Source organism: Janthinobacterium paucivorans (assembly GCF_051380805.1).
GTDB classification, from domain to species: domain Bacteria; phylum Pseudomonadota; class Gammaproteobacteria; order Burkholderiales; family Burkholderiaceae_D; genus Janthinobacterium; species Janthinobacterium lividum_D.
The window spans coordinates 1-19,796 of record NZ_JBNYXR010000015.1 but is presented as its reverse complement, the minus strand read 5'-3'; the positions used below and the strand labels follow the sequence as shown (position 1 = coordinate 19,796).

Here is a 19,796-nt window from a genome sequence, read left to right as displayed (position 1 = left end):
TATCAGGAGTACGCGCGAATCAGGATGCAGCCAGTTGGCCGTCAGCTCCTGCTCGCGCGCCACTAGTTAATGAATGATCTTGGCAAGGAAATCGCGCACGCGATCCGAACGTGTGGTGTTGAAGAAGTCATCCTTGCTGCAATCCTCGATGATCTTGCCCTGGTCCATGAACACGATGCGGTTGGCGACACGCTTGGCAAAGCCCATTTCATGCGTGACGACCATCATCGTCATGCCTTCCTGCGCCAGGCCCACCATCACGTCGAGCACCTCGTTGATCATTTCAGGATCGAGCGCCGAAGTGGGCTCGTCGAACAGCATGGCGATCGGGTCCATCGACAGCGCGCGGGCGATGGCCACGCGCTGCTGCTGGCCGCCCGACAGCTGGCCCGGGAATTTATCCTGCTGCGACAGCAGGCCCACGCGGTCCAGGTATTTCAAGCCCTTGGCATTGGCTTCGTCGGCGCTGCGGCCGAGCACCTTGATCTGGCCGATGGTCAGGTTTTCGCGGATCGACAAGTGCGGAAACAGCTCGAAGTTCTGGAACACCATGCCGATGCGCGCGCGCAGTTTCGACAAGTTCGTCTTCGGGTCGTTGACGGTGATGCCGTCGACGATGATCTGTCCCTGCTGTATCGGTTCAAGGCCGTTAACGGTCTTGATCAGGGTCGACTTGCCGGAGCCGGACGGACCACAAATGACCATCACGTCACCCTTGGCGACCTTGGTGCTGCAGTCGGTCAGTACCTGGAACTGGCCATACCATTTGCTGACGTTATTGAGTTCAATCATCTTGTTCTTTCTTTTTCGGTTAGCGAATGATGGCGACGCGTTTCTGCAGGCGTTTTACCAGGAACGACAAGGCATAGCACAGCACGAAATACACGACGGCGACAAACACATACATTTCCACCAGGCGGCCGTCGCGCTGCGCGATTTTCGAGGCGGCGCCGACAAAATCGGGGATCGACAACACGTACACGAGCGACACGTCCTGGAACAGCACGATGGTCTGCGTCAGCAGCACGGGGATCATGTTGCGGAAGGCTTGCGGCAGCACGATGCTGGCCATGGTCTGCCCGTAGTTCATGCCCAGCGCCTGGCCGGCCCATACCTGCCCGCGGGGAATCGACTGTATGCCACTGCGCATGATCTCGCAATAGTAGGCCGCCTCGAACAGGATGAAGGTGATCAGCGCGGAAGAAAATGCGCCCACTTTCACGGGTTCGTTGGCGCCGATGACCCAGGCGGCAATGTACGGCACCAGGAAATAGAACCAGAAGATCACCAGCACCAACGGGATCGAGCGTATCAGATTGACGTAGCTCGACGCCACGCCCGAGATTAGGCGGTTGCTGGACAGGCGCATCAGCGCCAGCATTGTGCCCAGCACGATGCCGCCGACCATGGCCAGCGCCGTCAGTTTCAAGGTGAAGACCATGCCGGTCTGGAACAGGTAAACCCACGAGCGGGAGATGACATCGAAGTCGAAATTACCGAACATATCAGTGTCCTCCTGTCTTGGCGCCAGCGACGATGAAGCCGGGAATCGCGATTTTTTTCTCGATCAAGTGCATCAGCACCACCACCAGCAGATTGACGACGACGTAAATGATGGTGGCGGCCGAAAACGCCTCGAACACCTGGAAGGAAAACTCCTGGATGGCGCGCGCGCTGGCCGTCAGTTCGATCAGACCGATGGTCAATGCCACGGAGCTGTTCTTGATGATGTTCAAAAATTCGCTGGTCAGCGGCGGCATGATGACGCGCGCGGCCATCGGCAGCAAGATGAAACGGTAGGTTTGCGGCAGGGTCAGGCCGAGCGCGGTGCCAGCCAGTTTCTGCCCGCGCGGCAGCGCTTCGATGCCGGTCGTCACCTGCACCGCCACGCGCGATGAGGTAAAGAAGCCCAGGCACACAACGGCCGTAACGAATGGCGCGTTCGGCAGCGACTTGACCCAGGCGCCCAGGTCCGGCGGCAGCAATTCCGGCATCACAAAATACCAGAGGAACATCTGCACCAGCAATGGCACATTGCGGAATAATTCAACGTAGGCATTGGCCACGCCCACCAGCCATTTGTTCGGCAAAGTGCGCACGGTGCCGATCACCAGGCCCAGGATCAAGGCCATGATCCAGGCCACGCCGGCCGTGGCCAAGGTCCATACCAGGCCGGACCACAAAGTGTCCATATACGTGCCCACGCCATCGGGGGAGATCTCCCAGAAGATGCGCCAATTCCAGTTGTAATTCATGTTCACCCTTCCCATGCAGCTAAAGCAAAGCGGCCAACCAGCCGCCGTCCCGCAAATAAAACCGGGAGGCTCGCGCCCCCCGGTTTGTTACGCACTCTTGTTACTTTTTCCGTTTGTCCGATGTCTTCTGCGCTTCGGGTACAGCCGCATACGCAGCCGGGTCACCCGAGTCGGTCGGATTCGTGAACACGGCCTTCAATTGCGGCGGCATGGGGAAATTGAGGTTGATGTTTTTCGGTGGGATCGGCGAGGTGAACCATTTCGCATAAATGCGATTGATGTCGTCGCTCTTGTACAAGCGGGTCAAGGCATCGTCGACCACTTTCTTGAAGGCCGGGTCACCCTTGCGCAGCATGATGCCGTACGGCTCGACCGACAGCGCTTCTTTGGTGATTTCGTAGTCATTCGGGTTCTTCGAATTGGCCACTTGCGACGCCAGCAGGATGTCGTCGTTGGCTTCTGCCACCGCGCGCCCCGTTTCCAGCATCAGGAACGACTCAGGATGATCCTTGCCGACGGCGATGGTCATGCCCAGGTTCTTTTCCTTGTTCAAAATCGTCATCTGCTTGATGGTCGAGGTGCCGGCCGTGGCGACCAGGGTCTTGCCGCGCAAGTCATCCAGAGTCTTGATGTTCGAGGTTTTTTTCGACAGGATGCGGTTGCCGATGACGAACATGGTCGGCGCGAACGCCACCTGCTGCTGACGCTCCAGGTTGTTCGTGGTCGAGCCGCATTCGAGGTCGATGGTGCCGTTGGCCATCAGCGGAATACGGTTGGCCGACGTGACGGGGCTCATCACCACTTTCAGTTCGCTCATGCCCAACTGCTTTTGCAGGGCCGTCACGACTTTCATGCACAGGTCGATCGAATAGCCTTGGTATTGCTGCTTGTCATCGAGGTAGGAGAAGGGAACGGAGCCGTCGCGCACACCGAGGGTGACGGAACCGGACTTCTTGATCTTGGCCAAGGTACCGGTCAATTCCTGAGCCTGGACTGGCGACATGCTGCTGATGACACCGACGCTGAGCAGCGTGGCGAAGAGGTTGGTCAATTTCATAAATTCTCCTGGACGGACAAACCGGACGAAAAGCCGGACGAAACAACTGTGGTGCTAACGCCACCAAGGGGACCAATTTTATTTCATTTTCAGCACTGGACCAGCCGTTTTCTGCGATTGTCCGCAAATAGGGGCTGCGCGCGCGCCTGAATCAGCGCGCCTGTAGCATTTTTCCTACTGATTTCTTCCCTCCGATTTATTTTTCCGGCACCAAGCCCGCCAGCGCGTCATCCACTTGCGCCTCATCGTCCGTATTCGCCTGCTGGCGTTGCCACATCTGCGCGTACAAGCCCTGCAATGCCAGCAATTGCGGATGCGTGCCTCGCTCGACGATGCGACCATGGTCGAGCACCAGGATTTGCTGGGCGTCGGCCACCGTTGACAGCCGATGCGCGATCACCAGCGTAGTGCGGTTTTTCGCAATATCCTTCAATTGCGCCTGGATCGCCTGTTCGGCCTTGGAGTCGAGCGCCGACGTCGCTTCGTCGAAGATCAGAATGGCCGGGTCTTTCAACAAGGTGCGGGCAATGGCCACGCGCTGCTTTTCGCCGCCCGACAGCTTCAAGCCCCGCTCGCCCACCATGGAGTTGTAACCATCTGGCAAGCTTTCAATAAAATCATGGATAGCCGCCGCTTTTGCCGCCGCCACGATGGCGTCCTTGCTGGCGCCCGGCTTGCCGTAGGCGATGTTGTATTCGATGGTGTCGTTGAACAGCACCGTATCCTGCGGCACGATGCCGATGGCGGTGCGCAAGCTATCCTGCCTGATGCTACGCAAATCCTGGCCATCGATGGTGATGCTGCCGCCATCGACTTCATAGAAACGGAACAGCAAGCGCGACAGGGTCGACTTGCCCGAGCCGCTATGCCCGACCACCGCCGTGGTGGTACCGGCCGGGATCTGGAAGTCCACGTCGAACAAGATTTGCCGCTTGGCTTCATAGCTGAAGTCCACATGCGCGAAGCACACGGCCGCGCCCCGCGTAACGAGCGCTTTGGCATCCAGCGTATCGGCGATTTCGCGGTTTTCGTTCAACAGGGAAAATAGCCGCTCCATGTCAGCCAGGCTTTGCTTGATTTCGCGGTAAATGACGCCCAGGAAATTGAGGGGGATGTACAGCTGGATCATGAAGGCGTTCACCAGCACCAGGTCGCCCAGGGTCATGCTGCCGTTGATCACGCCCACCGTGGCGCGCCACAGTATCAAAGTGACGGCCGTGGCGATGATCAGCGACTGGCCCGTATTGAGCAGCGACAGGGATGTTTGCGATTTCACGGCGGCCGATTCATAGCGCTGCAAGCCTTCATCGTAGCGCTTCGCCTCGTAATCTTCGTTGCCAAAATATTTTACGGTTTCATAGTTGATCAGCGAATCGATGGCCTTGGTATTGGCCTTCGAGTCCAGCTCATTCATGGTGCGGCGGAAATGCGTGCGCCAGTTCGTCACCAGCACGGTAAACGTGATGTACGACACCAGGGCCACTGTCGTGATCACGGTGAACCAGATATCGTAATGCAAGACCAGATAGCCGAGCACCAGGGTAATTTCTACCAGCGTCGGCAAGATGTTGAACAAGGTATAGGAAATGAGCGAGCCGACACTGCGCGTGCCGCGTTCGATATCGCGCGTCATGCCGCCCGTCTGCCGGTTCAGGTGAAAGCGCAACGACAAGGCATGCAGGTGACGGAACACTTGCAGGGCGATGGTGCGCACGGCCCGCTGCGTGACCCGGGCGAACAGGAATTCGCGCAACTCCGTAAACAAGGTCGTCGACAGGCGCAGCAAGCCATACGCTACCAGCAAGCCGACGGGCAACACCAGCAGTGCTTGCGGATGCGCCGCCGTAATCGTCATGGCGTCAACGAGTTTTTTCAGGATCAGGGGCACGCCGACGTTGGCCAACTTGGCGCCCACCAGGCATAGCAGCGCCAGCAGGACCCGCCATTTGTAGACCCATAAATACGGCAGCAAGGTCTTGATGGTGGCGAAATCGCTGTGGCTGGCGGAGGCTGGCGAGCGGGGCGGAGGGGAAGTCTGGGAGGGGCGCATGGCGAAGGTCGGCTTTTTATGGTTCAATCAGGGCAATTGTAGCCTTTCATGAGAATAAAAGATGAGTACTTCCCCCGAGCGTCCCGACAACTGCCTCGCTTCCGGCCTGCCCGCCGGAAAAATGCCAGAACTGCGCATGATGCCCGCGCCCTCCGATGCCAATGTGTATGGCGACGTGTTCGGCGGCTGGATCATGGCGCAGGTCGATATCGCCGGCTCGCTGCCAGCCACGCGGCGCGCCAACGGTCGCGTCGCGACCATCGCCGTCAATTCCTTCGTCTTCAAAAACCCCGTTTTCGTCGGCGATCTGCTGTCCTTCTACGCTGAAATCGTCAAGGTTGGCAATACCTCGATCACCGTCAATGTCGAGGTGTATGCCGAGCGCAACCGCCTGCAGGCGTGCATCGTGAAAGTCACGGAAGCCACCCTGATCTATGTGGCGACCGATTCCGACCGCAAGCCGCGCAAGGTGCCGCCGATCGAGACCTTATTGTCGTCTTGATTGTCGCCTTGCTTGTCACATTAGTTGCCGCCTTAGTTGCTACCTTAGTTGCCACCTTAGTTGCCACCTTACTCCGACGTTTCATTTTCAGACGATATGGATAGCCAGCGCCGCATCTTCCTGCAGAGGGCTGCGCGCATCGGCGCAGTCGCTGCCGCCGGCGGCGTGCTGTCCGGCTCCAGCGCGCGTGCCGCCACGCGCCTCAACAGCACGGGCTACCCGTTTGCGCTCGGCGTCGCTTCCGGCTCTCCCCTGCCGCACGCCATCGTGCTGTGGACGCGCATTTGCTACGATCCGTTGCAAGCAGCCGCCACGCCCGCCATCGCCCTGAACGTGCGCTGGGAAGTGGCCGACGATGAAGGTTTCAGACGCGTCGTCGCCAAGGGGCAAGCCACGGCTACGCCCGCCCTCGCGCACAGCGTGCACGTGGACGTGGATGGCCTGGCGCCCGGCCGCTGGTACTGGTACCGCTTTATGTTTGGCGACGCCGTCAGTCCCGTGGGCCGCACGCGCACGGCACCCGCCACCGATGCCCTGCCCGCATCGCTGAAACTGGCCGTGGCCTCGTGCCAGCATTGGGAATTCGGCGCCTACGCGGCGCACCGGCACATCGCCGCAGCTGCGCCCGACCTGGTGGCCTTCCTCGGTGACTACATCTATGAATGGGGACCGTACCAGCTGCAGCACCCGAGCCGTGCCATGCGCACGCACGAAAGTTTCACTCTGGACGACTACCGCGCCCGCTACGCGCAATACAAGAGCGACCCGGATTTGCAGGGCGCGCATCTGGCCGCGCCATGGATCGTCACCTGGGATGATCATGAAGTGGCCAACGATTATGGCAATGACCGCGACGAATTACTCACGCCCACCTTTTTACAGCGCCGCGCGGCCGCCTACCAGGCATTTTATGAACACATGCCGCTGCGCCTGCTGCCACTGGGGCGACGCGGCTTTGTCGACATGCGCATCTACCAGCGCTATGACTGGGGCCGCCTGGCGCGCTTCCACGTGCTCGACGACCGCCAATACCGCGCTCATCACGCGTGCGCCAGGCCGGGCCGCGGCGGTTCCAATTCCGTCACCACGCGCAACTGTCACGACTTGCTGAAACCACAGCGCAGCATGCTGGGCGAAGAGCAGCAGCGCTGGCTGCAGGACGGTCTGGCTACCTCTCCGGCGCGCTGGAATATACTGGTCCAGCAAACGCTGATGGCGCAAGCGAGCCAGGTGCCCATCGCGCGCCCCGGCGACGAGCGCATCTGGACCGATGGCTGGGACGGTTACCCGCTGGCGCGCCAGCACCTGCTCGACGCCCTGCGCAGCAGCAAGGCCAGCAACCCACTGGTACTGTCGGGCGACGTGCACACCTTTTATGCGACCGAACTGAGGCGCAACGTCATGCGCCCCGCGAGCAACGATAATCGCGTGCTGGCCACCGAGTTTTGCGGCACGTCCATCACCTCGAGTTCCCGCCCGCAGGCGCGCACCGAGCAGTACGTGGCGATGAACCCGCACATCCGCTACGGCCGCAGCGACAAGCGCGGCTACATGCTGCTGGAAATCACGCCTGAGAAAACCACGACCCTGTTCCAGGGTTTGGACAATGTGCGCGACAGCACATCGGGCATCGCCACATTGGCCAGTTTCACCGTGCAGGATGGCAAAGCGGGCCTGCAGCCGACTTAGCAGGTACTTTTCAAGGCATCGCGATAGCGCCGGCTGACGGGCACCTCGCCACCTGTGCTCAAACTGGCGCGGGCATCGCCCGATTCCAGCGGCACGATGCTCTGTACAAAATCGAGGTTGACGATGTAGCTGCGGTGCACGCGCACAAAGCGCTTGCCGTCCAGGCGGTGCTCGATGGCGGCCATGGTCGAGCGCAGCGGATAATCATGCCCGCGCACATGCAGGTTCACATAGTTGCCCCAGGCCTGTATCCATTCGATTTCCAGCGCGGGCAGCAAAAAATCCTTGCCCAGCTTGCGCACCAGGAAGCGCTCCGGCTGCTGCACCGGTTCCACGGGTGGCCCTTCATCGGGTTCGCCCAGCAGGGTCGCCTCGCCCTGCCAGCGCATCAGCAGCAAGCGATAGAACCCCACCGCCAGCAAGACCAGGAAGTAAGCACGTACATCTTTCATGTATTCATATGGCAGCTCGCGCCACCAGTCGCCGAAATCGTAGTCGCTGTCCTGGCTCCAATAAGCAATTTTGCGCAAGGCGACCATGGCCGCCACATGCACCAGGCTGTAGACGACCGACGCGGCCAGGTGCCAGCGCAAGTTTTGGCGCTGGAACACCAGGTGTAGCGGCCGGTACCGCTCCGCCAGGACAAGCACCGGCACCAGCGCCAGCAACACCAGATTGCTGCTCCATTCCCACACGGCCACTTCCCAGAAGGCCGTATCAATCCCGGCGCGCTGCAAGTCGAGCCAAGCCAGCGAGCTGTTCACGCTAGCCTGCATCAGGGTCAGCGCGATCCAAAATCCGGGCTCAGCCACGCGGCGCCAGCGTTGATAACGTTGCAACAGGTCGGTGGAAGAGACGCGCATGGCTTCGACAGGTAAATTAGTTGCACGATTGTAACGCCCCACCCCCGTCCCAGGCGATTCATTCGTCCCAGCGAGCTGTCCGCTGGTCCCATTTTGCTCGCTGGCGGTCTCGCCGATGCCTATGCTGGGACTTCCTTCACCACTCGCCCTCCGATCATGCACCACGACTCCCGCCGTCACGATATCGACGCCTTGCGTTGCCTCGTCTTCAGCCTGCTGATTCTCTATCACACTGCCCTGATGTACCTGGAAGGGTCGAGCTTTCATCTGCGCAGCAGCTATGCCACCGATGCCCTGAATATGCCGCTAGTGTTCATCAACCGCTGGCGCATGGAAATCGTCTTCCTCATTTCCGGCGTTTCCTGCGCCATGATGACGCCCACCTCGCGCGGCGCCTTCCTGTGGCGCAGGATCAAGCGCCTGCTGCTGCCGCTGCTGTTTGGCATGGCCATCATCATTCCCATTCAGCCCTATTGCGAAGGCGTCAGCCATGGTCTGGTGGAGCCCGGCTTTGGCCGCTTCCTGCTGCATTACTTTGGCGGCCACGCCTGGCCAGCCGGCGCATTCGCCGGCTGGCAATATGGTTTTACGTGGAATCATCTGTGGTACCTGGTGTACCTGCTGCTGTATATCATCGTGCTGGTGACGCTGCAGCCGCTGCTGCAGCGGATCACGCCATACTTCCGGCGCCTGCGCGGCTGGCGCCTGCTGGTCTTGCCGGCGCTACCGACGCTGGCGGCCATGGCGCTGCTGAAGATGCGCTACCCGGAAAACCACGCGCTGGTGGGCGACTGGTATGCGCACGCCATCTATTTCACGCTGTTCATGTATGGCTGGTGGCTAGGCAATGACAAGGGCTTGTGGCAGGAACTGGCGCGCTTGCGCTGGCATTCGCTGTGGCTGGCCTTGTCCGCGTTTTTTCTATATCAATATTTTGACAAGATTCACTCGGAAAATTTACTGACCTGGGCCTCGTTCGGCTCCTGGCCCATGCGTAATATGTACATGTGGCTGGCCATCTGCGCCATCCTGGGCTGGTCGCACATCCTGCTGAACCGCCCCTTCGCCTGGCTGTCATGGGCGCGCCAGGCGGTCTTTCCCTGGTACATACTGCACCAGAGTGCCATCGTGCTGCTGGCCTACTGGCTGGTGCCCTTGCAGCTTGGACCGGTGCTGGAACCGCTGCTGGTCCTGACCGGCACGGTGGCGATCTGCTGGCTGGGGACTTCGCTGCTGATCAGCAAGGTCAACTGGCTGCGGCCCTGCTTCGGCCTGCCCGCCCGACCACGGCAAGCCGTGGCGGCGGACACAAGCCTGGCGGCGAACTAAGCGGACTTTTTTTCGTCGCGCAATTGACGGCGCAAGATCTTGCCGACATTGGTCTTCGGCAATTCATCGCGGAACTCGATGTATTTCGGTTTCTTGTAGGCGGTCAATTCATGCTTGCAATGCTCGCGGATCTGTTCCACCGTCAGGTTCGGATCCTTGCGTACCACAAACACTTTCACGGCTTCGCCCGCGTTGGCGTCCGGCACGCCGATGCATGCGCATTCGAGCACGCCCGGGCACGACGAAACAACGTCTTCCACTTCATTCGGATACACGTTGAAGCCGGACACGATGATCATGTCTTTCTTGCGATCCACGATCTTCACATAACCGCGCTCGTCCATGACACCCACGTCGCCCGTCTTGAAGTAGCCGTCCGCCGTCATCGACTTGGCCGTCTCTTCCGGACGCTGCCAGTAGCCGGCCATCACTTGTGGGCCGCGTACGGCAATCTCGCCCGGCTCGCCCAGCGGCACTTGCACGCCATCGTCGTTCAAAATGGCCACTTCCGTCGACGGGAAAGGCAAGCCGATCGTGCCCGTAAATTCCGTGATATCGACACGATTGCCCGTCACCACGGGCGACGTTTCCGACATGCCATAACCTTCGATCAGCGGACAGCCCGTCAGTTTCAGCCAGCGTTCTGCCACATTGCGCTGCAAGGCCATGCCGCCGCCATTGCACACCTTGTAGCTAGAGAAGTCGAGCTTGGCAAACTCAGCATTGTTCAGCAGCGCGTTATACAAGGTATTGACGGCCGGGAAGACGACGATCTTGTGCTTGGCCAATTCCTTGACGAAGCCGGGGATGTCGCGCGGATTCGGGATCAGTACATTCAAGCCGCCTAAGCGCATGCCCATCAAGGCGCTGACCGTCAGCGAATAGATGTGATACAGGGGCAAGGCACACATGAAACCCATCGAGGTGGCGCGCATTTCAGCCGTCATCACGGGCGACATCCACGCTTCGTTTTGCAACACGTTGGCGATCACGTTACGGTGCAACAACATCGCGCCTTTCGATACGCCCGTCGTGCCACCCGTGTATTGCAGGAAGACGATATCGTCATGCCCCTGCTGCACCGGCTTCAAAGTCAGGCGCGCGCCTTCGGCCAGCATCTTGTTGAAACTGATGGCGCCTGGCAAGGAAAACGCAGGCACCATTTTCTTGATCTTGCGCACGACGAAATTGACGATGGTGCCCTTCAAGCCCCCCAGCAAATCGCCCATGCTGGCCACGATCACATGCTTGACCTCGGTGTGCGGCAGCACCTGTTCCACCGTGGTGGCGAAGTTTTCCAGCACGATGATCGCTGTGCTACCCGAATCGATCAACTGGTGCTGCAATTCACGCGGCGTGTACAGCGGGTTGACGTTCACCACCGTATAACCGGCGCGCAAAATCGCCGCCATGGCTACCGGATATTGGAGCACGTTCGGCAACATGATCGCCACGCGCGCACCGGCTTGCAAGCCTTTGCTTTGCAGCCAGGCGGCCATGTGCTGCGACATTTGATCGAGTTCACGGTAGGTAATAAATTTATCCATGCACACGAAGGCATTGCGGTCCGCATATTTCTGGAATGACTCCTCCAGCAAATGGGTTACGGAACGGTATTGCGTGCAATCAATCTCTGCGGGAACGCTGTCCGGGTACGACTTCAACCAAATCTTGTCCATCTCGCCTCATCTTTATCTGTAAAAGAGATGCACCTCCTGGCGCATCTCACACTGTTTATGCTGCTATCTTCGTTTCGTCACGCAGGGCGCGACGCAAAATCTTGCCGACATTTGTTTTCGGCAATTCATCGCGGAACTCGATGTATTTCGGCCGCTTGTAGCCCGTGAATTGTTCCTTGCAATATGCGGACAGCGCTGCCTGGGTCAGGTTCGGGTCCTTGCGCACCACAAACACTTTCACGGCCTCGCCCGAATGCTCATCGGGCACGCCCACGCAGGCGCACTCAAGCACGCCTGGATGCGCCGCAATAACGGCTTCGACTTCGTTCGGATACACATTGAAGCCGGAGACGAGTATCATATCTTTCTTGCGGTCCACAATCTTCACGTAGCCACGCTCGTCCATGATGCCCACGTCGCCCGACTTGAAGTAGCCGTCAGGCGTCATGACCTTCGCCGTTTCATCGGGACGGTTCCAGTAGCCGCTCATCACTTGCGGACCACGGATGGCGATCTCGCCCGTCTGCCCCAGCGGTACTTGCTTGCCGTCATCGTCGAGAATCGCGATCTCGGTCGACGGAATCGGCAAGCCGATAGTGCCGGAAAACGCCGTACTATCGGCGCGGTTGCAGGTCGCAACGGGCGACGTTTCCGACAGGCCATAGCCTTCGATGATGGACACGCCCGTCGCTTTGAGCCACTTGTCATTCACCGCTTGCTGCACTGCCATGCCGCCGCCATTGGCGATCTTCAAGCCCGAGAAATCGAGCTTGGCAAAATCGGCGTGGTTGACCAGCGCGTTATACAGCGTATTGACCGCTGGCAACATGTTGAACTTGTACTTGCCCAGTTCCTTGATCAAGCCCGGGATATCGCGCGGATTCGGGATCAGGATATTCAGGGCGCCCACGCGCGTGCCCCACATCGCGCATGCCGTCAGCGCAAAGATATGGTACAGCGGCAAGGCACAGACAATGATCAGTGGCTCCTGGCTATTTTGATCAAGCGCCGCACCCGACCACGCTTCGCTTTGCAGCACGTTGGCGATCACATTGCGATGGCTCAAGGTAGCGCCTTTCGACACGCCCGTGGTGCCGCCCGTGTATTGCAAGAAGGCGGCATCGTTGATACTGAGCTCGACCGGCGTAAGTTTCATGCGGCTGCCCAGCACCAGCGCCTGCTTGAAACGCATGGCGTTCGGCAAGGAATACGCGGGCACCATCTTCTTGACGTTGCGCACGACAAAATTGACGAGCATGCCTTTCAAGCCGCCCAGCATTTCGCCCATGCTGGCGACGATGATGTGCTTGACGGCCGTCTTGCTCAGCACTTGTTCGAGTGTGTGGGCAAAGTTTTCCAGCACGATGATGGCTTCGCTGCCCGAGTCGTTGAGCTGGTGTTCCAGTTCGCGTGGCGTGTATAGCGGATTGACGTTGACCACCGTGTAGCCAGCGCGCAGCACGGCGGCGATCGCCACCGGATACTGCAGCACGTTCGGCATCATCAGGGCGACTCTGGCGCCTTTTTTCAAGCCACGGCTTTGCAGCCAGGCACCCAGCTGGCGCGAATAAGTATCGAGTTCGGCATAGGTGAGAAATTTGTCCATGCAGACATAGGCATTGCGGTCTGCATATTTTTGAAACGCTTCTTCCAGCAAGTGCACCAGCGAACGATATTGATCTGGATCGATGTCGGCAGGGACGCCGGGAGGGTACGACTTCAGCCAAATTTTTTCCATCTTGTGCCTCTTGTCTCGAATCATCGTGGGGGAGCCGGCCCAGCTTGCCGACGCGGATCATTGCTGCGGATTCTATCGTCCTGCAGTCTATTTGAGCATTCTGACGAGCAAATGCTCTATGCTACTACTGCGATGCTATCGGGCGCAGCGCTTCCATGCAAGCGCTTTCAACAGTATTCTAGCGGCAACTTTAGGGGCTTTTTGTGCTGCACCGCAGCATAACAAATACACCATTGCAAGATCGTTCGCCTTGACGTACGAGACAATCTTTAAGGGTCAGGGGCTGGACAATTGTTCTAGCGCATGCCTGCGCTCAGGCTTCTTGAATTGGGCTATTGTGTGCACTGCAGCATAAAAAGCACGAAAGTTCTTTTTTTCTTCCAGCAATTTTTTGAAGGCAGGCAAGAATTCATTGTAGGTCGACACGGAAGCGAGGTGCGCATTGCTCAATGGCTGCTCGAACCAGCGGTCGTAAGCGGCAAAACCACCCCAGCGCTGCTTGAGTAATGGATATGCCTCTTGCAGCGCAGCAAACACCTGCGCCTTGCGCACGCGCTTGTCTGCGTCGCTGGCGTCACTCGCATACACGGCCTCCAATTTCCCCCGGTATGTCAGCAGCAAGGACAGGAAATCCTGGCGCCGCGCCGTGTACTGGGCGTATGACGCGCGCATGGCGTCATTGCCCTCGCTTGCCAGCCAGCGCTGCACGCCCGCCTCCTCCACGGCGCTGGCAAACGACTCATTAAAGGCCGAATCGCCTGGTACGTACACCACTTGGTGCGCCAGTTCATGGAAAATCAGGCGCGCCAGTTCCGCATCGTTGTAATGGATAAAAGTCGACAGCAATGGGTCGTCGAACCAGCCCAGGGTGGAATAGGCGGGCACGCCGCCCACCTGCACATCGTAGCGCTGGGCGCGCAACTCGTCGGCATGCGCAAGCGCCTCTTCCTGGCTGTAATAACCGCGATAATTCACGCAGCCGGCGATGGGAAAACACCATTGCAGCGGCTGCAGCGACAGTTCCGGCGCGGCCACCACGTTCCACAGGACAAACGGGCGCGGCAGGGCGGCGTAGTTCTTGTAACTGCCATTGTCGGGCAAGTCCAGCTCGCTGACGGCAAAGCGGCGGATCTGCTGCGCCCTGGCCAAGCGCGCTTTCAGCTTCGGCTCGGCGGCCGGATCGGCTAGCCAATCACCGATGGGGCGCGCGCCGGACCACACGGCATATTGCCCTTGCGCCGCCTGCGTGTAGTAGCGCAACTGCGTGCAGCCACCCAGCAGCAGGCATAAGGTAGCGACTAGCAAGCGGGCCGGCCAGCGCGCCAGGGCCATGGTCAGGCAACCTTTTCCACTTCGACCAGCGTATCGTAAAAGGTCGGCGCGCGGCCCATGTCCGTCAGGCGCTGGCTCGTCACCTCATTGGCATTCTTGCCATCGCTGGCGAGTTTCTTCCACCACACGGACAAGCCCACCACCAGGCCCCGCCTTGCCTTGTCCGTGATCCTGGCCTTGGCGACAAAACTGCCGCGGTCATTGAAGATACGTGCCATGTCGCCGGCCGCCAGGCCGCGCGCGGCAGCATCGTCGGGATGCATATCGAGGTGCGGCTCGCCTTCGGCCGAGCGCAGGCTGGTGACGTTGACGAACGTGGAATTGAGGAAATTGCGCGCCGGCGGCGAAATCATGGCCAGCGGGAAACGCGCCGCCAGCGCAGGATTGCTGGCCAGCGATTCGTGCGGCGCAATATACGTCGGCAAGGGATCGAGTCCGGCCTGCGCCATGGCGCTGGAATAAAACTCGCACTTGCCCGATGGCGTGGGGAACCCACCCTCGGCAAATGGTGCCTCAGGCATGGCCAGCTTTTGCCAGCCCGTGCGTTTCAGCGATTCCCAGTCGAAATGCACGGCGCGCGCATCCGTCGCATCGAAGGCCTTGGCCGCCAGCGCATCATCGCTTTCCTGGAAACACGGGTCATCAAAGCCCATGGCTTGGGCCAGCAGGCGGAAAATTTCCGTATTTGCCTTCGCTTCGCCCAGCGGCGCCACGGCCGCGTTATTCGCCATCATGTACAGATGGCCGTAGGTGGAGTGCGCATCGACGTGTTCCAGCTGCGTGGTGGCGGGCAGCACGATGTCGGCGTAATCGACGGTATCGGTCTGGAAGTGTTCAAGCACGACCGTAAACAAATCTTCGCGGGCAAAGCCCTGCGCCACCTTGGAGGAATCGGGCGCTACCGCCAGGGGATTCGAGTTGTACACGATCACGGCTTCCACTTGCGGGCCGAACTCGGGCGAGCTTTCTTTCAATAAATCGTCGCCGATAGTGCTCATGTTGATGGTGCGCGGCGTGCCTTTGAGCAAATCGGGGCGCTGCAGAGCCTTGCGATTGACGGGGAAGGAACCCGAGCTCGACAGTTGCATGCCGCCGGCCGGATGGCGCCACGCACCCGTCAGGGCCGGCAGGCAGGCGATGTTGCGCACGGCCATGCCACCGCCATGCACGCGCTGCACGCCGTAATTGGTACGGATGGCGGCGCCCTCGCCAGAACGGCAGGCCTGGCCGTACAGGCGCGCAAGTTCCACTACCTCGGCCGTCGTGATGCCGCACACCTCGGCCACGCGCTCGGGCGGCCATTCCAGCGCCCGCTGTTGCAAGGCAGCGTAGCCTACGGTATAGCGTTCAATGTAGTCATGATCGAGCATATCTTCCGCTATCAAGACATGCATCAAGCCCAGCGCCAGGGCCGCATCGGTCCCCGGCAGCAAGGCGATGTGCTGATGGCACTTTTCGGCCGTCAGCGAGCGATACGGGTCGATGGCGATCAGGGTGGCGCCATTGCGCTTGGCCTCCTGCGCGCGCATCCAGAAGTGCAAGTTCGAGGCGATCGGGTTACCGCCCCAGATGATGATCAATTTTGCATTCTGAAATTGCTCCAGGTCCGTGCCGATGCTGGCGCCCACCGTATAGCGGTAGCCCGTGGTGCCAGCCGAGGCGCAGATGGTGCGGTCGAGCAGGGATGCGCCGAGCTGGTTGAAAAAGCGCGACGACATCGACTCCCCCTGCACCAGGCCCATGGTGCCGCAATAGCTGTACGGCAAGATCGCCTGCGGATCGCGCGCGGCGATCGGTTTCAAGCGCGCCACGATGGCCTGCAATGCTTCGTCCCAGCTGATGCGCTCGAACTTGCCTTCCCCCTTCTTGCCCACGCGGCGCAGCGGATGCAGCAGCCGGTCCGCATGGTAGGTGCGTTCCGTGAAGCGCGACACCTTGGTGCACAGCACCCCAGCCGTGGTCGGGTGGTCAGGATCGCCCTTGACGTTTGTTGCCACGCCATCGGTCACGGTGACGAGCAAGGCGCAGGTATCAGGGCAGTCGAGCGGGCAGGCGGCGCGCACTTGGGTGGTGGTCATGGTGCAATCCAAAAACGTTGGTGGAAGGCGTTACTGTAAACCATTGCGCACACTTGCTGTTGGCGCTTTAGCAAGCTGAGCCGTCCGCTGGATTTACCCATCAAACAAGGGCTACAATGCATCATTAGCCGAGCCTGTTTTTGATCAAGCAGCTGCGGCCCGGTGCGCCACAGATGCCGCGCGCCAGCATCCACAGGAGAGTCCGATGAAATTAGTTGATCCCATCTTGGCGTTTCAATCCGAGCTGCAAAGTATCCGCCGCGATCTGCACGCGCATCCTGAACTATGCTACGAAGAACAGCGCACCTCGGACGTGGTCGCCGCCAAATTGACGCAATGGGGCATCCCCGTGGTGCGCGGCCTGGGCCGCACTGGCGTGGTCGGCATCATCCAGAATGGCAGCTCCAAGCGTGCCATCGGTCTGCGCGCCGATATGGATGCCTTGCCCATGCAAGAAATGAATACCTTCGAGCATGCCTCACGCCACCCGGGCAAGATGCACGCCTGCGGTCATGACGGTCACACGGCCATGCTGCTGGGTGCCGCCCATTACCTGGCGCAGCACCGGCATTTCGACGGCACCGTGTATCTGGTCTTCCAGCCGGCAGAAGAAGGCGGCGCCGGCGCGCGCGCAATGATTGCAGACGGCTTGTTTAGCAACTTTCCCATGGATGCCATCTACGGCATGCACAACTGGCCAGGCGCTGCAACAGGTACCCTGAGCGTGGTGGAAGGGCCGATGATGGCCTCCAGCAATGAATTCCACGTCACCGTCAAAGGCAAGGGCGCCCACGCAGCCCAACCGCACAAGGGCATCGATCCCGTGATGGTGGCGGTGCAAATCGCGCAAAGCTGGCAAACCGTCATCACGCGCAACAAGAGCCCGCTCGACACGGCCGTACTCTCAATCACGCAAATCCACGCGGGCAGCGCGACGAATGTGATCCCCGATGATGCCAGCCTGGTCGGCACCGTGCGCACCTTCACCACGCCCGTGCTGGACCTCATCGAAGAGCGCATGCGCGAGATTGCCGTACACACGGCCGCCGCCTTTGGCGCGGAGGTCGATTTTCACTTCAAGCGCAACTATCCGCCACTGGTCAACCACGCCAAGGAAACGGCGTTTGCCGTCGAAGTGATGAAAAGCGTGGTGGGGGCCGACAAGGTTAATGCGAATGTCGAACCGACCATGGGCGCGGAAGATTTCGCCTTTTTCCTGCAAGAAAAGGCCGGCTGCTACATCTTCATCGGCAATGGCGATGGCGAGCACCGCGATGGCGGCCACGGCCTGGGTCCGTGCGTCTTACACAATGGCAGCTACGACTTTAACGACCATCTACTGCCCATCGGTGCCAGTTTTTGGGTCAAGCTGGCCGAAGCGAGCTTGCCCGTCGCCTGATTCAACTCAGCTTATCCGGGCCGTCACCGAGGCGCTGGCCCGGATTCAACGCTTCCAGGGCCAGCAAGGCAGCCGCATGGTCCGCCGTCGAATACCTTTCGGCGATGGTTTCATAACGCTGCGTCACCAGTTGCGTCACCGGCAAGGTGATGCGGGCCGCTGCGGCCGCTGCGAGGATGTTGTGCATATCCTTGACCTGGCTTTTCACTTGCCCACCAGCAACAAAATTTCGCTCCAGCATGCGCTGGCCATGAACGTCCAAAATCTTGCTTTCGGCAAAACCGCCACGGATGGCTGCCCGCACGGCCGCCACATCCGCGCCGGCCGCCTGCGCCAGCAACAGCGCTTCGGCCACGATGGTCAATGTGGCGCCGACGATTAGCTGATTGCACAGCTTGGCAACTTGCCCGCTACCGGCCGGCCCCACCAGCGTCGGGCGCCCCATGGCCGACAGGATAGTTTCGACACGTGCATAATCGACGCTGCTGGCACCAGCCATGATGGCCAGAGTGGCAGCCTGCGCGCCGCCGACGCCGCCCGACACGGGCGCATCCATGAAGGCATGGCCTGCAGCGTGCAAACTGGCATGAAATTGCTGGGCTTCGGATTGCTTGGTGGAACTCATATCGATCCACATCGCACCAGCGGGCAAGGCCGGCAACGCCTCTTGCAACACCTGCGCCACGATGGGGCCGGCTTCCAGCATCGAGATAACCACATCCGCGTCGCTGACCGCCTCAGCAACCGAAATGACGGCTTGCGCACCCGCCGCACACAGGACTTGGGCCTTGCTGTGCGTGCGATTCCAAACTGTGACAGAATATCCAGCGCGTAGCAGGCACCGGACCATAGGATCACCCATCAGACCGATACCAAGAAATGCGATTTTTGTAGAGAAGGTCAATTGAAATCCTGATATCAAAAAGTGGCGAGAGCAGCATGCAAAGCAAGGTGCCTGTACAACAATAGCCTATCGGCCAATTTTACGATGAAAGCCTCTATGTTCTTCAAAAAGAATCTCCTCAAATCCATTGCCGCCATTGCCGCGCTGATGGCCGCCAACGCCGGCTTTGCCGCCGACGACAAACTGATTGACTCCGTTTACGGCGAATATGCCAAGGGAGTCAAAGTGCAGATGCTGCGCGCTGGCGTAACGTCGAACTGGGATAAGGCCTGGTTTGTATCGAATGGCACACAACTGAGCGGTTATTGGGATGCCAGCATTGGCGGCTGGGATGGCAAAAGCTATCGCAACGTCCCTGGGCAGCATCAAAAACTGTGGGATCTGGGCTTCACTCCGGTGTTCCGCTTTGAAAACACGAATAAGCTGGGATTTTATGCAGAAGGCGGTATTGGCGTACACATGCTGTCCAAGCTGTACAACAACGACGATAATCGCCTGTCGACCCACTTTCAGTTCGGCGACCATATCGGCGTTGGCTATGTGTTCAATAACAAATGGGAAGTCGCTGCGAAAATCCAGCATTTCTCGAATGGCGGCTACAAAAAGCCTAACAGTGGCGTTAATTACATGAACGTCAAAGTCGCGTATCACTTTTAATCGATTGGATACATGACAAAGGCAGCGCATAGCGCTGCTTTTTTTCGTCTGCTGAATAGCTAGGCTAACATTAAAACCAACAGACGAAAAAAAACCCCACCATTGCTGGCGGGGTTTTTCTCTAGGTGCAACAGCCGGGAGCTGTTACACCAAATAACAAGCCTGACGATAACCTACTTTCACACTGGTTGCAGCACTATCATCGGCGCAAAGTTGTTTCACGGTCCTGTTCGGGATGGGAAGGGGTGGGACCAACTTGCTATG

Annotated in this window: 16 protein-coding genes and 1 rRNA gene; 5 read left to right on the top strand and 12 right to left on the bottom strand. The window is 59.4% G+C overall.

From position 1 onward, the window contains the following. Positions 1-66: 66 nt before the first annotated feature. The 5 genes from ACQ4V8_RS17110 to ACQ4V8_RS17090 form a co-directional block, all read right to left on the bottom strand. Positions 67-792, bottom strand: coding sequence for an amino acid ABC transporter ATP-binding protein (locus ACQ4V8_RS17110; RefSeq protein ID WP_436571900.1), 726 nt, complete (start codon positions 790-792; stop codon positions 67-69). Positions 793-811: 19 nt separating this feature from the next. Beyond that, entirely contained in the window at positions 812-1,504 is a 693-nt protein-coding gene (locus ACQ4V8_RS17105) for an amino acid ABC transporter permease (RefSeq protein WP_070346077.1), read from the bottom strand. A 1-nt stretch (position 1,505) separates the two neighbouring features. Then, positions 1,506-2,255 (bottom strand): amino acid ABC transporter permease, encoded by a 750-nt coding sequence (locus ACQ4V8_RS17100; RefSeq protein WP_010401924.1) that lies wholly within the window; start codon positions 2,253-2,255, stop codon positions 1,506-1,508. A gap of 100 nt (positions 2,256-2,355) precedes the next feature. Continuing rightward, a complete protein-coding gene (locus ACQ4V8_RS17095; protein ID WP_010401926.1) occupies positions 2,356-3,312 on the bottom strand; it encodes an amino acid ABC transporter substrate-binding protein in 957 nt (318 codons plus the stop codon). 196 nt (positions 3,313-3,508) lie between these two features. Beyond that, the gene (locus tag ACQ4V8_RS17090; RefSeq protein WP_043463006.1) at positions 3,509-5,362 is read right to left on the bottom strand and encodes an ABCB family ABC transporter ATP-binding protein/permease; all 1,854 of its coding nucleotides are present in this window, start codon (positions 5,360-5,362) and stop codon (positions 3,509-3,511) included. Positions 5,363-5,423: 61 nt separating this feature from the next. Between ACQ4V8_RS17090 and ACQ4V8_RS17085 the strand changes: the two genes are divergently transcribed. Continuing rightward, positions 5,424-5,864: an acyl-CoA thioesterase gene (locus tag ACQ4V8_RS17085; protein ID WP_050855976.1), complete on the top strand. Its 441-nt coding sequence runs from the start codon at positions 5,424-5,426 to the stop codon at positions 5,862-5,864. A gap of 96 nt (positions 5,865-5,960) precedes the next feature. Beyond that, on the top strand, positions 5,961-7,553 hold the full coding sequence (locus ACQ4V8_RS17080; RefSeq protein ID WP_436571899.1) for an alkaline phosphatase D family protein: 1,593 nt from the start codon (positions 5,961-5,963) through the stop codon (positions 7,551-7,553). Here the strand turns inward: ACQ4V8_RS17080 and ACQ4V8_RS17075 are convergent. Beyond that, positions 7,550-8,416: a LytR/AlgR family response regulator transcription factor gene (locus ACQ4V8_RS17075; RefSeq protein ID WP_436571898.1), complete on the bottom strand. Its 867-nt coding sequence runs from the start codon at positions 8,414-8,416 to the stop codon at positions 7,550-7,552. The two genes, ACQ4V8_RS17080 and ACQ4V8_RS17075, sit on opposite strands and share 4 nt — an antisense overlap. Before the next feature lie 156 nt (positions 8,417-8,572). Here ACQ4V8_RS17075 and ACQ4V8_RS17070 point away from each other — a divergent pair, with 156 nt between their 5' ends. Continuing rightward, positions 8,573-9,745, top strand: coding sequence for an acyltransferase family protein (locus ACQ4V8_RS17070; protein ID WP_010401935.1), 1,173 nt, complete (start codon positions 8,573-8,575; stop codon positions 9,743-9,745). On the opposite strand, the gene ACQ4V8_RS17065 is transcribed toward ACQ4V8_RS17070, so the two are convergent. From ACQ4V8_RS17065 to ACQ4V8_RS17050, 4 genes are all read right to left on the bottom strand, one after another. Continuing rightward, complete coding sequence (locus ACQ4V8_RS17065) at positions 9,742-11,424, bottom strand: long-chain-fatty-acid--CoA ligase (RefSeq protein ID WP_196855693.1); 1,683 nt, start codon at positions 11,422-11,424, stop codon at positions 9,742-9,744. The two genes, ACQ4V8_RS17070 and ACQ4V8_RS17065, sit on opposite strands and share 4 nt — an antisense overlap. A gap of 55 nt (positions 11,425-11,479) precedes the next feature. After that, positions 11,480-13,162 carry a long-chain fatty acid--CoA ligase gene (locus ACQ4V8_RS17060; protein ID WP_196855694.1) on the bottom strand — a complete coding sequence of 561 codons (1,683 nt, stop codon included), beginning with the start codon at positions 13,160-13,162 and terminating at the stop codon, positions 11,480-11,482. A gap of 276 nt (positions 13,163-13,438) precedes the next feature. After that, on the bottom strand, positions 13,439-14,494 hold the full coding sequence (locus ACQ4V8_RS17055) for an aminopeptidase (RefSeq protein WP_010401938.1): 1,056 nt from the start codon (positions 14,492-14,494) through the stop codon (positions 13,439-13,441). 2 nt (positions 14,495-14,496) lie between these two features. Further along, complete coding sequence (locus ACQ4V8_RS17050; RefSeq protein ID WP_070346074.1) at positions 14,497-16,572, bottom strand: molybdopterin-containing oxidoreductase family protein; 2,076 nt, start codon at positions 16,570-16,572, stop codon at positions 14,497-14,499. 205 nt (positions 16,573-16,777) lie between these two features. On the opposite strand from ACQ4V8_RS17050, the gene ACQ4V8_RS17045 reads away from it, so the two are divergent. Beyond that, complete coding sequence (locus ACQ4V8_RS17045) at positions 16,778-17,971, top strand: M20 aminoacylase family protein (RefSeq protein WP_070346073.1); 1,194 nt, start codon at positions 16,778-16,780, stop codon at positions 17,969-17,971. Position 17,972: 1 nt separating this feature from the next. Here ACQ4V8_RS17045 and ACQ4V8_RS17040 read toward each other — a convergent pair whose 3' ends face one another. Beyond that, a complete protein-coding gene (locus ACQ4V8_RS17040) occupies positions 17,973-18,875 on the bottom strand; it encodes an NAD(P)-dependent oxidoreductase (protein ID WP_436571897.1) in 903 nt (300 codons plus the stop codon). Positions 18,876-18,971: 96 nt separating this feature from the next. On the opposite strand from ACQ4V8_RS17040, the gene ACQ4V8_RS17035 reads away from it, so the two are divergent. After that, positions 18,972-19,532: an acyloxyacyl hydrolase gene (locus ACQ4V8_RS17035; protein WP_010401943.1), complete on the top strand. Its 561-nt coding sequence runs from the start codon at positions 18,972-18,974 to the stop codon at positions 19,530-19,532. 160 nt (positions 19,533-19,692) lie between these two features. Here ACQ4V8_RS17035 and rrf read toward each other — a convergent pair. Next, a 5S ribosomal RNA gene (gene rrf / locus ACQ4V8_RS17030) occupies positions 19,693-19,796 on the bottom strand; the annotation flags it as partial.

Bases quoted from the DNA above. Each gene is read 5' to 3' on its own strand.
- ACQ4V8_RS17110 (WP_436571900.1), bottom strand. From the start codon at position 792: ATGATTGAACTCAATAACGTCAGCAAATGGTATGGCCAGTTCCAGGTA.
- ACQ4V8_RS17105 (WP_070346077.1), bottom strand. From the start codon at position 1,504: ATGTTCGGTAATTTCGACTTCGATGTCATCTCCCGCTCGTGGGTTTAC.
- ACQ4V8_RS17100 (WP_010401924.1), bottom strand. From the start codon at position 2,255: ATGAATTACAACTGGAATTGGCGCATCTTCTGGGAGATCTCCCCCGAT.
- ACQ4V8_RS17095 (WP_010401926.1), bottom strand. From the start codon at position 3,312: ATGAAATTGACCAACCTCTTCGCCACGCTGCTCAGCGTCGGTGTCATC.
- ACQ4V8_RS17090 (WP_043463006.1), bottom strand. From the start codon at position 5,362: ATGCGCCCCTCCCAGACTTCCCCTCCGCCCCGCTCGCCAGCCTCCGCC.
- ACQ4V8_RS17085 (WP_050855976.1), top strand. From the start codon at position 5,424: ATGAGTACTTCCCCCGAGCGTCCCGACAACTGCCTCGCTTCCGGCCTG.
- ACQ4V8_RS17080 (WP_436571899.1), top strand. From the start codon at position 5,961: ATGGATAGCCAGCGCCGCATCTTCCTGCAGAGGGCTGCGCGCATCGGC.
- ACQ4V8_RS17075 (WP_436571898.1), bottom strand. From the start codon at position 8,416: ATGCGCGTCTCTTCCACCGACCTGTTGCAACGTTATCAACGCTGGCGC.
- ACQ4V8_RS17070 (WP_010401935.1), top strand. From the start codon at position 8,573: ATGCACCACGACTCCCGCCGTCACGATATCGACGCCTTGCGTTGCCTC.
- ACQ4V8_RS17065 (WP_196855693.1), bottom strand. From the start codon at position 11,424: ATGGACAAGATTTGGTTGAAGTCGTACCCGGACAGCGTTCCCGCAGAG.
- ACQ4V8_RS17060 (WP_196855694.1), bottom strand. From the start codon at position 13,162: ATGGAAAAAATTTGGCTGAAGTCGTACCCTCCCGGCGTCCCTGCCGAC.
- ACQ4V8_RS17055 (WP_010401938.1), bottom strand. From the start codon at position 14,494: ATGGCCCTGGCGCGCTGGCCGGCCCGCTTGCTAGTCGCTACCTTATGC.
- ACQ4V8_RS17050 (WP_070346074.1), bottom strand. From the start codon at position 16,572: ATGACCACCACCCAAGTGCGCGCCGCCTGCCCGCTCGACTGCCCTGAT.
- ACQ4V8_RS17045 (WP_070346073.1), top strand. From the start codon at position 16,778: ATGAAATTAGTTGATCCCATCTTGGCGTTTCAATCCGAGCTGCAAAGT.
- ACQ4V8_RS17035 (WP_010401943.1), top strand. From the start codon at position 18,972: ATGTTCTTCAAAAAGAATCTCCTCAAATCCATTGCCGCCATTGCCGCG.